Here is a 14,169-nt window from a genome sequence, read left to right as displayed (position 1 = left end):
TGCCGGAAGCGGTGCCTCAGGCAATCAGTCTGCGCGGATATTTCCCGCGACGATCACCTCGCGCCAGCGCGGCAGCTCCTTGGCGATCAGCGCGGTATAGCCCTGCACGCCCAGGGTGCCGGGCCGGATGCCGAGCTTGTCGAAACGCTCCTTGATCTCGGCGCTCTGCAGGGCCGCGGCGATCTCCGTCTCCCATCGCCTGGCGACCTCGGGCGGGATGCCGGCCGGCGCGGAAAAGCCGAACCAGTTGGTCGCCACCACTTCGGGAAATCCCGCTTCGCGAAAGGTCGGCACGTCCGGCAGGGTCGGCGCGCGCTGATCCTCGCTCACCGCCAACGGCTTCATGCGCTTGGAGGTGAAGTATCCCGTCGCCGTCGGCAGGCTTTCCATCAAGGCCGTGATCTGCCCGCCCAGCAGGTCGTTCATCGCCGGCGCCGAGCCGCGATAGGGAATGTGAGTGAGCTGCGACTTGGTCGACAGCGCCAGCAGCTGCCCGACCAGATGGTTCATCGTGCCGTTGCCGCCCGAGCCGTAGGTGACGTCACCCGGCTTGGCGCGCGCCATGTCGATCAGCTCCTTAACCGACGCGATCGGCGACGTGCCGTTGACCGCCAGCACCGTCGGGAACGTGCCCACCAGATGGATATGCGTGAAGTCGGCCAGCGGATCGTAGGGCACCTCCTTGTAGAGGACGGGCCCGATGCCGTGCGAGGCGGCGCTGGAGATCATCACGATGTGTGCGTCACCACGCGCCTTGGCCACGATGTCGGCGCCCAGCATGCCACCGGCGCCGGGCTTGTTCTCGACCACGATGGGCTGGCCGAGCCTGGTGCCGAAATACTCCGCAAGCGCGCGCGACATGATGTCGGCCGCCCCCGCGGGCGGAAAGTTGACGATCCAGCGAATCGGCTTGGTCGGCCACGGCGCCGCGGCGGTCTGACCCGCGGCGAGGCTCGGCAGGGCGGCGGCGGCCGCGGTGCCGGCGAGCAGGAGATGACGTCGGGAAAGCATGGTTCTTGCTGAGCCTCCGGGGCCGTCGGGCTGTTATTGGCCGACGGCATGGTGCAACATGCGTGCCGGCCGCCGCCGGCGACTGGAGTGATGATGGATTTCGACCTTGTCCTGCGCGACGTGCGGCTCGCCGACAGCGCTCCCGATCAACCGACCACCGATATCGGCGTCACGCAGGGCCGCATCGCCGCCATCGCCCCCAAGCTCGGTGGCAGTGCCCGGGAAGAATACAAGGGTCATGGCCGGCTGGTCTGTTCGGGCTTCGTCGACACCCACATCCATCTCGACAAGGCCTGCATCCTCGGCCGCTGCGAGCACAACACCAGGCGCATGCCGCACCTCGCCATGGAGCGCGTGTCGGCGGTCAAGCACACGATGACGGTCGAGGACGTGATCGAGCGTGCGTCGGCGACCATCGAGAAATGCATCGGCCATGGCGCCACACGCATGCGCCCCCATTGCGAAGTCGACCCCAAGATCGGGATGCGCGGCTTCGAGGGTGTGAAGGCCCTGGTCGACAAGTACAAGTGGGCGATCGACATCGAGCTCTGCGTCATGCCGCAGGAAGGCCTGACCAATAATCCCGGCACCGACGAGCTGATGGTCGAGGCACTGAAGAATGGTGCGCGGGTCGTCGGCGCGGCACCCAGCTACGACAGTGACCCCGCGGCCCAGATCCATCGCGTCTTCGAACTGGCGCGCGAGTTCGATGCCGACATCGACATGCATGTCGACAGCGGCCCCACCGCCGAGCATCTCGACACACTGCTGGTCTGCGATCTCGCCGAGAAATACAAATGGGGCGGCCGGGTCGCCGTCGGTCACGTCGGCAAGCTCTCCACCATGCCGTTCCAAGACCTCGACAAGGTCGCAAGGCGCATGGCCGACACCGGCGTCGCCGCGACTGTGCTGACCGCGACAGACCTCTATCTCGGCGGCCGGCACACCGACCACAACGTGCCGCGCAACGTGCTCGACCTGAACTTCCTCACCGAGCGCGGCGTCACCTGCTCGGTCGCCTCGAACAACATCCTCAATCCGTTCACGCCGTTCGGCGACGGCCAGCTGCTGCGCCAGGTCAACATGCACGCCATCGTCACCCAGCGCGCCAACGACGACGAGGTGAAGGCGCTGTGGGACATGACGACGTCCTCGGCCGCCCGGCTGATGCGCAAGGACGATTACGGCATCGCCGTCGGTCGCCCGGCCGACCTGGTGGTGCTCGACGCCCCGGATGCGGTCATGGCACTGCGGACCATCGCGCCCGTGCTGGCCGCCTACAAGAACGGCCGCCGCACCGTCACCCGCACGCCGGTCGAGTTGCACCGGCCCTGACTTTCATCCAGTGATCTGAAGCGTTTCTGAAAAGGGGAAATGATGTCCAAGAACGAGCTGGTCTCGCTGTCGTCGGTCGAGATGCGCCGCCGCATCGGCACCAAGGAGATTTCACCGGTCGAGTTGCTCGACGCCTGCCTCGAGCGCATCGAGGAGGTGAACCCCGCCGTCAACGCCGTGACCGCGATGTGCGTCGATCGCGCGCGCAAGGAAGCCAAGGCCGCCGAGGCCGCGGTGCGCCGCGGTGAGGACCTGCCGCTGCTGCACGGCCTGCCGACCGGCATCAAGGACCTCGAGGAGACCAAGGATCTCCTCACCACCTACGGCTCGCCGCTCTACCGCGACTACGTGCCGGGCTACGACAACGTCATGGTGGGCCGCGTGCGCGCCGCCGGCGCCATCGTCGTCGGCAAGACCAACGTGCCGGAGTTCGGCGCCGGCTCGAACAGCCGCAACCCGGTCTGGGGCGCCACCGGCAATCCCTTCAACCCGATGCTCAACGCCGGTGGCTCCTCGGGCGGTTCGGCCGCCGCGCTCGCCACTGACATGCTCCCGGTCTGCACCGGCTCGGACACCGGCGGCAGCCTGCGCAACCCCGCCTCGTTCTGCGGCATCGTGGGCTTCCGCCCCTCGCCCGGCATGGTCGCGGTCGAGCGGCGCGCCATGGGCTGGACGCCGATTTCCGTGCTGGGACCGATGGGGCGCAACGTCGCCGACGTCTGCCTGCTGTTCGCCACCCAGGTGGGCCAGCACGACAGCGACCCCCTCAGCTTCCCGCTCGAACCCGAAGCCTATGCCGAACCGTGGCCGGTCGATCTCGGCAGCCTCCGCGTCGCCTACACAGAGGATTTCGGCGGCGCGCCGGTCGACAAGTCGATCCGCCAGACCTTCCGCGAGAAGATCAAGGCGATGAAGCCGTTCTTCCGCAGCCTCGACAAGGTCGATGTGGACTACGGCGGCGCCGACCGCTGCTTCGACGTGATCCGCGCGGTGAGCTTCCTGTCGCGCTACCAGGATGCCTACACCAACAATCGCAAGATGCTGGGCCCGAACATCATCGCCAACTACGAACTGGGCGCCAAGCTCACCCTGGCCGACTTCGCCTGGGCGCACGGCGAGCAGACGCGCATCTTCCGGGCCTTCCAGGAGATCTACAAGGAATACGACCTGGTCATCGGCCCGACCGTCGGCTTCTCGCCCTTCCCCTGGAAGCAACTCTACATCGAGGAGATGGACGGGAAGAAGCTCGGCACCTACTACCACTGGATGGCGACGAAATACTTCGTCACCCTCACCAGCAACCCCGCCGTCTCGCTGCCCTGCGGCGTCGACAGCCAGAAGCTGCCGTTCGGCCTGCAGGTCATCGGACGCTTCCGCGGCGACGGCGAGGTGCTGGGCGCCGCCCACGCGATGGAGCAGGCGTTCAAGACCAACCCGGTCCTCGCCCGGCCGTTGCCCAACATCGCCAAGCTGCGCAAGCCGGTGCCGGCGCTGAAGTCGATCGTCACCCATCCGCCGAAGCTCAACGCCAAGGTGGCGAAGGGCCCCGCACCGGGCGCCCTCTAGGGATAAAGAGGGCCGGCCGCAAGAGAGGCCGCAAACGCCCGGCACCGCTTCGCGGTTGCCGGGCGTTTTTCTTTACAGGACTTCATCTTTTCGCCCGGACGATGCCACTTCGGGCCGCGTACCTCGTTCTAGAGGGAGCGTTCCTGTCGCGAGACAAGGTTCGACCCCAAACGGAGGTAGCGATGAATAAGCTGAAGTTCGTGATGGCGGCGGGCCTTCTGGCCGCGACCGCTGCCTGTACCCAGACCGGCTACGACAATTCGTACGCCTACAACAACGGCTACAATACGCGTCCGGTCTACAACAACGGCTACTATGCGGCCCAGCCGGCCTATAGCGGCAACTACTACGCCTACAACAACAACAGCGCCTACTACCGGAACGGCTACAACACCAACAGCCGCTATTCCTACCAGGGCCGCCGCGGTCCGAACGGCGACTACGATCGGGACGGCGTGCCCAACCGCCGGGACATCGATGCCAACGGAGACCAGATCCCGGACGTCTTCCAGCGTTAACCGGCTCTCTCCCCAATCGCCATCGACCGGCTCCCGAACTCCTTCGGGAGCCGGTTTCGATTCGGCACCGGTATCGAGTACCTTCCCGGAATCCGCCGCTTCGCTCACATCCGCAGCCATTTGGATTAGCCTTCGACAGATCCCGCCTCCGCGTTGCCTCCTATGCGTGTTTTACTTATCATCATGCTCGTTTTGGTAGAATCCAGAACAAAGGAGGGATGATGCGCTGCGTGAACTGGCTCACCGCCGCGAGCCTTGCGATAGTGACGGCCGGTTGCGAGCTGCCCGCGGGCGGTCCCAAGACCTACAGGCCGGCCATCGAGGACGAAGCCCCCTCATCCGGCGTTCGAACGGGCAGCAATCCGGGTCTGCCGGCGCAGTCACGCCCGGCGCCGCTCGAATACTCGCCCGTGGCCCCGGCGCCGTCACCACAGCCGGCGGCCTCTGAGAGCTCCTCCCGGCCGCTCCTTCACCGGGACGAGCCCAACCGCAGGCCAGTCCAATACGGTCGCGATCGCGACTGGAACGGCGATGGCATTCCCGACCGTTACCAGTACAAACAGCCCGAGCCGCCGCGCAGCCTCCTCCATTCCAGCGGGCCGGACCCGAGAAACAGCATCCTGGGTCCGCCGCCCGTCCCGCCTCCGGCCAGTAGCACACTGGGCTCGCCGCTCGGTCCGCTCCGCTAGGCGCCGCCGGTCACCAGTCGATCACGGATGCCTTCAACAAATCCCGATTGCAACAACACGGAGACATCGTCGCTTGCCACTCTCCTCTCATGGGAAGGTCCCGCTCGCGAACGGCGGGCTTCCCGGTGGAGGGAAAGAAATGCGCTGCGTCAGTTGGCTCGCCGCCGCGGGCCTCGTGATGGTAACGGCGGGATGTGTCGAACAGTCGGGCTATCCGACCACCTACGGCTATAGTCCGGGCTACGGCTCGTCGAACTACGGTTACTCAGGCTACTCCAACAACTATGTCAGCCAGCCGAGCTACTACCGGCCGGCGCCGAGCTACTCCTACTACACGCCGCCGCCGCGGCCGCAGGTGGTCACCCAGACCCGCTACGTGCCGGTACCGGTGGCCCAGCCATCGCCCTACCGGCGCATGAGGGACAGCGACCGCGACGGCATCCCCGACCGCTACGACCGGGACCGCAACGGCGACGGCGTTCCCGACAAGTACCAGCGTTCGCGTTGGTAACGGGCCAGGCAAGGCCTGGCCTCCCGGACTTCGCGATATCGCTTCGCGATGTCCGGGAATGCCGAAGGAAGACTGGGCCAGCGTGCCCCTCCGTCGCTTGTGACGCGACACCTTCCCATGCGACGGGAGAGGCGGCTATCTAACGGCGCTTGCCGCGGATTTCGGCATCGTGTTGGCCGAGCGTCGGCGCCGGGCGGCGAACCCCGCCCGGCGTCGCCGAGAGCTTGAGCGGCACGCCCAGCGTCTTCTGTCGGCCCGCCATTGCATGCTCGACCTCGGCCACCATGCCGCGTGCCAGGATCTGCGGATCGGCGAAGACCTCGTCGTGGTGGAGCACCGGTCCGGCCGGAATGCCTTCCTTCTCCAGCGCCGCCATCCAGTCGTCGGTCGTGCGCTTCACGATCTCGGCCTGCAGGATGCCGACGATCTGTTCGTTGTTCCGCACCCGGTCGGCATTGGCCTTGAAGCGCGGATCGTCGGCGAGTTCGGGCTTGCCGATCATGGCGCACAACTTTCGGAAGAAGTTCTGCTGCGCCCCGCCGATGGTCAGCCAGCCGTCGGCCGTCTGGAACACCTGGTAGGGCGAGGAGCCGCGATGCCCCTGCCCGAGCTTCTCCGGCCGGATGCCGTTGGCGAAGTAGTTGGCCGCCTCGTAGACGCCCAGCGACACGGTGGCTTCGAGCAGCGAGGTCTCGACCCACTGGCCCTCGCCCGTCCTGTGCCGCGCCTGCAGCGCGCTCAGCACGCCGATGGTGAGATAGAGCCCGGCGCCGACGTCGGAGATGGCGAGTGGAATGCGATAGGGTGGGCCGTCCTTCGGGCCGGTGACCGACATCAGTCCCGACATCGCCTGGATGATGAGGTCGAAGCCGCCGCGCCCGGCGTATGGGCCGGTCTGGCCGAAGCCCGAGATCGAGCCCAGGACCAGCCGCTTGTTGCGGGCGTGCAGCGCCTCCCACCCCAGGCCCAGCCGCTTCATCACGCCCGGACGGAAGTTCTCCAGCACGACATCGGCGCCGTCGACCAGGTCCCAGAAAACCTCGAGATCCTCCTCGTTCTTCAGGTCGAGCTTCAGGCCGCGCTTGTTCCTGTTCCACAGCATGAACGGCGCCGACTCGCCCTCGAGAAAGGGCGGCGCACCGCGCATCGAATCGCCCTGGGGACTCTCGATCTTGATGACGTCGGCGCCCATGTCCGCGAGTTGCATGCCGCAGAACGGGCCGGAGAGATGGGTCGTTAGGTCGAGCACGACCAGACCGTCGAGAGCGCCTGCCATGTTGCTATCCCAGAAGATTGCGGAGATCGTCGAGCGTGTTCGCCCACTTGCTGACGCCGAGATGGTTCGACACGAGCCGACCGGCCTGCACAATCAGGAAGCGCGGCGCCCCGCTCTTGCGCGGGATCTGCTTCAGGATCGGCGCCAGGTCGCCCGGCCAGTATCGCTCCTGATAGGCGTCGCGGAAGCGCGCAGCCTCGACCTCTTCCCAGATGACCTGGCGGAACTCGGGCGAGGCAACCCAGGCTTCGAGATACTCGCGCTTCCAGCGCACGCAAGGCGGGCAATCGGGGCCGCCGACCAGGATCACCCTGATCTCCGCCGGGGCGGCCCGGACCGGCGCGGCTGCCGCCGCTGCGACGGCAAGACCCGCGAAAAGAAGCGCGCGGCGATTCATATCCGGTAATGTAGGCCCGCATGGCGCGCCCGACCAAACCCTCTCTCGTCACCCTGGGTGATTTCTTCAAGTTCGCGGTAGCGCGTTTTCGCGCCGCGAGGCTGGCCTACGGCCACGGCACGACCAATGCCGTCGACGAGGCCGCCTTCATGGTGCTGGAGGCGCTTCGGCTGCCGATCGACCGGATCGACCCGTGGCTAGACCTCGTGCCGACCCCGGCCGAGAAGGCCCGGCTCGTGACCCTGATCGAGGCGCGGGTCGCCCTGCGCATGCCCGCGCCCTATCTGCTGGAAGCGGCCTACATGCAGGGCGTGCGCTTCCACATCGACCGGCGCGCGCTCATCCCGCGTTCCTTCATCGGCGACCTTCTCGCCGGCGGCGCGCTGCCCATCGCCAAGCCCCGGCGCATCCTCGACCTCTGCTGCGGCTCGGGCTGCCTCGCAATCCTCGCCGCACTCGCCTTCCCGCGCGCCAGGGTCGATGCCGTCGACCTGTCGCCGGGCGCGCTGGCGCTGGCGCGGCGCAACGTGGCGACGCATCGGCTGGGCGACCGCATCACGCTCCATCGCGGCGACCTCTTCAGGCCGCTGCAGGGCCAGCGCTACGACCTGATCATCAGCAACCCGCCCTATGTCGATGCCGGCGGCATGGCGATGCTGCCGCCGGAGTTCCGGCATGAGCCGCGGATGGCGCTGGCGGCCGGCGAAGACGGGCTCGACCTCGTTCATCGCATCCTGGTGGATGCGCCGAAGCACCTGACAAAAAGCGGTGGCCTCGTCTGCGAGATCGGCCGCGGCCGCGCCCCGCTGGAAGCCGCCTACCCCAAGCTCCCCTTTCTGTGGCTCGACACAGAACTCAGCGAGGGCGAGGTCTTCTGGCTGTCGAGAAGCGATCTGGCGTGATCCCCCGGCAAAGCGGCATCGTTGGAGCGCTCCGCTAAGCCGCATCTCCCAGGCATATCCCCAACGCCCGCGCCGTGCGGATCAGGGTGCCGTCGGGATCGACGGTCCGCGACCGGCCGACGACCTTCGACAGCGGCACGTCGATCACCTGCCGGTTCCACCAGGCCACCATATGGTCGCCCTTGCCTTCGGCCAGGAGATCGACGGCGCGCACGCCCAGCGCCGAAGCGAGCAGCCGATCCTCGGCCGTCGGCATGGCGCCGCGCTGCACATGGCCCAGTACCGTGGCCCGCGCTTCCGCCCCGGTCGCCCGGGCCAGCCGCTTGGCCAGCCATTCGCCGACGCCGTGATCGGGTGCGTCGGCGGACGGATCGGCCGCTTCGTCCGAATGGCCGGCTGCTTCCGCCACGACGACCAACGCCGAGGTGCGCCCCACAGCTCGCAGGCGGGCGATGTGGGCAACGACGTTCTCCAGCGTCCAGCGCACTTCGGGGATGAGCACGACGTCGGCGCCGCCCGCGATCGCCGCGGCGATGGCGATATGACCGGCATCGCGCCCCATCACTTCCAGCACCATCGTGCGCTCGTGGCTGGTGCCGGTCGGCTGCAAGCGGTCGAGTGCCTCGGTGGCGATGGCGACGGCCGTGGAGTAGCCGACGGCGCGCTCGGTGTGGCCGACATCGTTGTCGATGGTCTTGGGGATGCCGACGAAGGGAATGCCCGACGGCGCCAGCAGCTTACGCAGGATGGCGAGACTGCCGTCGCCGCCGACGCCGATCAGCCCGTCGAGGCGAAGCTGCTTCAGGCCGTCGAGCATCTCGCCCGAGCGGTCCATCCGGCTCCCGTCAGGCATCAGAAAGGCGAAGGGATCGCCACGATTGGTGCTGCCGAGGAAGGTACCGCCCTGGCGCGCCAGGGCCGCACTCAGCCGGTCCGGATCCAGCGGCACCGCCTCGACTGGTCGCTCCAGCAGTCCGAGCGTGCCGTACCGCACGCCGACCGTCGTCCATCCGTGTCCGTGATGGGCGCGCAACGCCACCGCGCGGATGGTAGCGTTGAGGCCGGCGCAGTCGCCGCCGCTCGTCAGGATGCCGATCCGTTTCGTCATCTGCTCACTCCGGGCAATCCAGGGCCGACAGGTTGAAGCTGCCAATCAATCTTGAACCGCCAACGCGGCAGTGCAGGATGACCGCATGAAGAAACATTATGTCACCTTCGCGAGATACAATGCCTGGGCAAATGCCCGTCTGTACGCCGCTGCTGCACGGCTCGGCGAAGCCGACTATCGAGCCGACCGCGGCGCCTTCTTCAAGTCGATGCATGGCACCCTCAATCATCTGCTGGCGACCGATCGCATCTGGATGAAACGCTTCACCGGCGAAGGCGATGCACCGGAGCGCCTGGACGCGATCCTGCACGACGACTTTACCGGTCTGCGCGCGGCGCGCGAAGCCGAGGACCAGCGCATCGTCGCCTGGATCGACAGTCTCGACGAGGCGAGGCTCGCCGGCGTCATCCGCTACCGCCGTGTCTCGACGCCGGACGAATTCGTTCAGGAGCTCATGCCCGCCCTGAACCACTGGTTCAACCATCAGACCCATCACCGCGGTCAGGCGCACATGATCCTGACCGGGCTTGGCCAGGATGCACCGGAACTCGACCTGCTCTTCTATCAGCGCGAGGTCATCGCCGGCCGGGCGTGAGCGAACGAGCAGCCGGCCGCAGGCCTCACTTCAGTTCGCAGATCGAGCGCTGCCGGCCCGGCCCCGGCCAGCGCGAATCGCAAATCGCCAGCGTCTGGCCTTCGATGCCGTAGAGCACGCTGCTCCAGGTCCCGTCCTCGACGGGCTGCACGATCATCGCCGCGAAATCGCGCAGACCCACGACATAGGCCGGGCCCCTGTCCAGCCCGTCCACGCGCACCGGCGCCTTGGGATTTTCCGGCGAGGGGGGCGGCTGGACGTGCGACAGCTCCATGCCGCCGGTGCCCACGGCAAGATGAGGCGGATGCGGCCCGTCGAAACCGATCGCCTGGAACCGATGCATGTGTCCGGCGATGACGGCCGTGACGTGGCGCGGCAGGCCTCCGCGGAACACGCGATGGATCGCTTCTCGTTGCGTCTCGTTGATGAAGCCGTAGGGCGTGAGCCCGATCGGGCCGCCCTTGTCGCGCCTGACCACGGCCCAGACGGGCCGGTGTGTCACCAGCCAGGTCGGCGTCGGATCCTCGGCCAGCATCCGCGCCACCTCGCCATACTGCGCGAGGTAGGTCTCGAGATTGTAGAGCACGGCATCGGCGGCGTTGGCGGAATCGATGGCGATGATGTTCAGCCTGCCGAGCTTCAGCCGGAACGGCCCGTTTGAGGTGATCGGGAAGGGCTGGCCGGAGAAGGGCAGCGCGGGCGGCTTGGGCCATGCACCGGGCCGCCAGTCGGCCGGCAATTGCGGCGGACACTCCTTCTGGTGACGGCCGGGACCCAGCAGGGGTGAGTTGGCATCCAGCAGATAGAACCAGCCGGGACCGCCGCGACTGCAGAGTTCGTGGTTGCCGCGACTGAAGAGCCACGGCGCCGCCACCAGCAGCCGGGCGGCCGGCCGGAAGAAATCGTCGCGCCAGTTGCTCCACTTGTCGGGATTGGGACTGCCCTCGATGTTCTGGCTCCAGTAGGCGGCCCCGATCGGCAGGCTGGCCTCGTCCTCGTCGTCGAGGTCGCCGGTGTCGTACACGCTCACCTTGAGCGGCGCGGCGTAGCCGGTGAGGCTGGTGGGAAGCACGAGGCCCCGCTCGGTGCCGCGATAATTGTAGTCGCCGACATGCACGATGAGATCGGGGCGCTTGTGTGCCTCCTCCTCGGAGAGGATGCCGAACGGCCAGACCTTGGCGAAGCCGTCGCCGCCGCAATATTGCGGCTTGGCGAGCGTCTCGCCGCGACAACCGCTGTCGCCGATCAGCACCACGCGGCGCGGCGTGCCGAGCGAGACGACCGGCAGGTCGATGCGGCGGTCGCCCAGGAAGACGCTGGCCGCCTCGCCGACCGGATAACGGGCCTCGCAGACCATCACGGCGTCGAAGTGACCGCCCGGCGGACGGCGACGCAGAGTCATCGTCGTCGATCCACCGCCCGCCGTCGTGCGCAGGACGGGACAGGCCGTGGCGCCCTCGGCCACGCTGCGGACGATCGGCAGGGGCAGGCCGTCGCTTCCCTCGGCCAGCAGCACGAACGCAAAGAAGTCGCGGGAGGGAACCTGCGCCTGCGCGCCGAAGCACGCCAGCACGAGGCAGAGGAAGGGGACGAAGGCGGCAGGGCGCATGACTGAACTCCGGAAGCACCGCAGTGTAGCAAGCCTCGACGGGGGAAAGTCCCCGGCGTTCAGCGCCGGCCCGTTCGCTGAAGCGGGCCGGTCCGGCTCCAGCGCCGTCCGAGCCAGCGCAGGAGAGCGAGCGTCATGCCCAGCAGGCTGCAGGCCAGCGCAACCATTGCCGCGTCGTGGAGGTGCAACGGTCCGAAGCCGAAGAGGCGCCGCACCGGAGGGATGGTCACGGTGGCGGCCAGAAAGGCGATCGTGAGCACCTGTATGCCGAGCAGCACCCGGTTGCCCCCGGTCAGGAAATCGAACGGGTGTCCGCGGAAGGAGCGGTTCGCGACGATCAGTCCGAGATTGGAAAGCACCAGAGTAAAGAAGGTCAGTGTGCGGACATCGTCCTCCGGCATACCACGCTGCACGGCAAGAAGGTAAACCAAGGAGGTCACCAGCAGCGCGGCAACGCCCTGCAGCACGCTCGCCACCAGCATCGACGGCGAGAACAGTCGGGCATCGGGCGCACGCGGCGGCCGGGTCATCACGTCGGGCTCCTCGTGCTCGGCCTCGAAGGCGACCGAGCAGGCCGGATCGATGATCATCTCGAGGAAGGCGATGTGCACCGGCAACAGGATGAGCGGCAGTCCCGTCAGAAGCGGCAGCAGCGCGATGCCCGCGATCGGCACATGGACGGCCACGATGTAGCCCATGGCCTTGCGCAGATTGTCGTAGATGCGACGTCCGAGCCGAACGGTTCGCACGACCGAGCCGAAATCGTCATCGAGCAGGACGATCGATGACGCCTCGCGTGCCACGTCGGTGCCGCGCCCGCCCATCGCGATGCCGATGTCGGCGCGCTTGAGGCTCGGCGCATCGTTGACGCCGTCGCCGGTCATCGCCACGACGTCGCCTCTGGCCTGCAGGGCTTCGACGATCCGCAGCTTCTGCTCGGGCAGGATGCGCGCGAACACGCCGACGGTCTCGACCCGGGTCCGCAGTTCAGTGTCGGAGAGGCCCAGCAGATCCTGACCGGTGAGCACCGTGTCCGCGGACAGGCCGGCTTCCCGGGCGATGGCCCTCGCGGTGGTCGGATGGTCGCCCGTAATCATCACCACACGCAGACCAGCGGCCAGGCATTCGGCGATGGCCACCGGCACTTCGGGGCGCAGCGGATCCGCCAGCCCTACCAGACCTGCCCACTGGAAGGAGTAGCCGCGGGGGGAATTCGGCAAGGACTCCTCGTCCGACCAGCCGTGCGCGACGCCAAGGACACGAATGCCCTGTGCGCCGAGCGATTCGACCATGTCGCGAACGGCGCGAGCCTGCTCCGGCAAGAGCCGGCAGAGATCAATGATCGCCTCGGGTGCGCCCTTCGCGGCCACCGCGAGCCGCGCGGTGCCGGGCAACCGCCAGACCTGGGTCACCGCCAGCAGGTCGGCCGACAGGCCGTAGCCGCGGACCAGCGAGCGGCTCTCCGGTTGCACCGATGCCGCCTGCGCGATGGCGCGGTCCATCGGATCGAAGGCTTCCGGCACGCAGGCGAGTTCGGCCCAGCGCAGGAGCTGCACGCGGTCCGACCCGTCCGCGGGAACGCATGCCGCCACCGTCATCTGGTTGCGCGTCAGGGTGCCGGTCTTGTCGGTGCAGAGGACCGTGGCAGCCCCCAGCGTCTCGATGGCGGTGGCGCGGCGGGTCAACACACGGGCCTGCGAGATCCGCCAGGCGCCCATGGTCATGAAGACCGCGAGCACGAGCGGAAACTCCTCGGGCAACATCGCCATGCCCACCGCGATGCCGGCCAGCGCCGCGTCCAGCCACGAGCCGCGCAACAGCCCGTAGGTCACGATCACGGCCACGCTCGCCAGCAGACCGCCCATGGCGAACAGCCTGACCAGCCGCCGCGTCTCCAGCGACAGGCGCGGCGTGGCGGCATCGATCGAGGCGAGCGACTTGCCGATCCGGCCGATCTCGGTCGCCGCGCCCGTGGCAAGGACGAGCACAACGCCCGTTCCCCGCACCACCAGCGAGCCCGAGAAGACGGCAGGGATGTTATCTCCCCCGGGCCGCAGGCCCTCTCCCTCGGCTTCGGAACCGCGGGCGCGCTTGGCCACCGCCACCGATTCGCCCGTCAGCATGGACTCGTCGACCAGCAGCTCGCGCGCCTCCAGCAGCACGCCATCGGCGGGAATGCGGTTGCCTTCGGCGACCAGCACGACATCGCCGCGGACGACCTCCCGTCCCGGGATGCGCCGTGATCGGCCGTCCCGGATCACCAGCGCACGCGGGCTGGTCATCGCCCGCAGGGCATCGAGAACCTTCTCGCTGCGAATCTCCTGAACGATCGAGATGGAAACCGAGAGCGAGGCGAAGGCCATCAGCACCGCCCCGCTGACCAGGTCGCCGAGGGCGACATAGACCGCCCCGCCCGCCAGCAGCAGGCCGAACATCGGCTCGCGCAGTATCTCGAATGCGATCTGCCAGAGGCGACGCGGACCCGCGGACGGAAGCTCGTTCGGCCCATCGGCCACAAGACGGCGCCCGGCCTCCTGCTCGGTGAGGCCTGTGAAGTCCGACGTCATGAGGGGCCGACGCGCCGGCGAAAGGGCGTCGTCGCAATCCTCGTCATCGTCCCGATCGCATGCACGAGGCTCCCCCAGGCGGACA

Annotated in this window: 12 protein-coding genes; 6 read left to right on the top strand and 6 right to left on the bottom strand. The window is 67.8% G+C overall.

The genetic code is table 11. From position 1 onward, the window contains the following. Positions 1-24: 24 nt before the first annotated feature. Positions 25-1,011: a Bug family tripartite tricarboxylate transporter substrate binding protein gene (locus tag LJ725_RS21585; RefSeq protein ID WP_230552951.1), complete on the bottom strand. Its 987-nt coding sequence runs from the start codon at positions 1,009-1,011 to the stop codon at positions 25-27. 93 nt (positions 1,012-1,104) lie between these two features. Between LJ725_RS21585 and LJ725_RS21580 the strand changes: the two genes are divergently transcribed. The 4 genes from LJ725_RS21580 to LJ725_RS21565 all read left to right on the top strand — a co-directional run bounded on the left by LJ725_RS21580 (position 1,105) and on the right by LJ725_RS21565 (position 5,630). Next, entirely contained in the window at positions 1,105-2,346 is a 1,242-nt protein-coding gene (locus LJ725_RS21580; RefSeq protein ID WP_230552949.1) for an amidohydrolase family protein, read from the top strand. A 42-nt stretch (positions 2,347-2,388) separates the two neighbouring features. Then, positions 2,389-3,912 carry an amidase gene (locus tag LJ725_RS21575; RefSeq protein WP_230552947.1) on the top strand — a complete coding sequence of 508 codons (1,524 nt, stop codon included), beginning with the start codon at positions 2,389-2,391 and terminating at the stop codon, positions 3,910-3,912. Positions 3,913-4,094: 182 nt separating this feature from the next. Further along, positions 4,095-4,430 (top strand): hypothetical protein, encoded by a 336-nt coding sequence (locus LJ725_RS21570; protein ID WP_230552946.1) that lies wholly within the window; start codon positions 4,095-4,097, stop codon positions 4,428-4,430. An 828-nt stretch (positions 4,431-5,258) separates the two neighbouring features. Further along, positions 5,259-5,630 (top strand): thrombospondin type 3 repeat-containing protein, encoded by a 372-nt coding sequence (locus LJ725_RS21565; RefSeq protein ID WP_230552944.1) that lies wholly within the window; start codon positions 5,259-5,261, stop codon positions 5,628-5,630. Between the two features lie 139 nt (positions 5,631-5,769). On the opposite strand, the gene LJ725_RS21560 is transcribed toward LJ725_RS21565, so the two are convergent. Beyond that, positions 5,770-6,906, bottom strand: a complete 1,137-nt coding sequence (locus LJ725_RS21560; RefSeq protein WP_230552942.1) for a CaiB/BaiF CoA transferase family protein — start codon at positions 6,904-6,906, stop codon at positions 5,770-5,772. Between the two features lie 4 nt (positions 6,907-6,910). Beyond that, complete coding sequence (locus tag LJ725_RS21555; protein WP_230552940.1) at positions 6,911-7,303, bottom strand: hypothetical protein; 393 nt, start codon at positions 7,301-7,303, stop codon at positions 6,911-6,913. A gap of 20 nt (positions 7,304-7,323) precedes the next feature. Between LJ725_RS21555 and prmB the strand changes: the two genes are divergently transcribed. Continuing rightward, positions 7,324-8,205: a 50S ribosomal protein L3 N(5)-glutamine methyltransferase gene (prmB, locus tag LJ725_RS21550; RefSeq protein ID WP_230552938.1), complete on the top strand. Its 882-nt coding sequence runs from the start codon at positions 7,324-7,326 to the stop codon at positions 8,203-8,205. A 34-nt stretch (positions 8,206-8,239) separates the two neighbouring features. Here prmB and LJ725_RS21545 read toward each other — a convergent pair whose 3' ends face one another. Continuing rightward, positions 8,240-9,313 (bottom strand): ATP-dependent 6-phosphofructokinase, encoded by a 1,074-nt coding sequence (locus tag LJ725_RS21545; protein ID WP_230552936.1) that lies wholly within the window; start codon positions 9,311-9,313, stop codon positions 8,240-8,242. 85 nt (positions 9,314-9,398) lie between these two features. Between LJ725_RS21545 and LJ725_RS21540 the strand changes: the two genes are divergently transcribed. Then, positions 9,399-9,908: a DinB family protein gene (locus tag LJ725_RS21540; protein WP_230552934.1), complete on the top strand. Its 510-nt coding sequence runs from the start codon at positions 9,399-9,401 to the stop codon at positions 9,906-9,908. Positions 9,909-9,933: 25 nt separating this feature from the next. Here the strand turns inward: LJ725_RS21540 and LJ725_RS21535 are convergent, their stop codons facing one another. Then, positions 9,934-11,517: a metallophosphoesterase gene (locus LJ725_RS21535; RefSeq protein WP_230552933.1), complete on the bottom strand. Its 1,584-nt coding sequence runs from the start codon at positions 11,515-11,517 to the stop codon at positions 9,934-9,936. A gap of 59 nt (positions 11,518-11,576) precedes the next feature. Beyond that, positions 11,577-14,084 (bottom strand): cation-translocating P-type ATPase, encoded by a 2,508-nt coding sequence (locus LJ725_RS21530; protein WP_230552932.1) that lies wholly within the window; start codon positions 14,082-14,084, stop codon positions 11,577-11,579. Positions 14,085-14,169: the final 85 nt, after the last annotated feature.

Source organism: Reyranella aquatilis, assembly GCF_020880995.1.
GTDB classification, from domain to species: Bacteria; Pseudomonadota; Alphaproteobacteria; order Reyranellales; family Reyranellaceae; genus Reyranella; species Reyranella aquatilis.
Note: the sequence above shows the minus strand (reverse complement) of the source record. Positions and strands in the feature narration are given on the sequence as shown.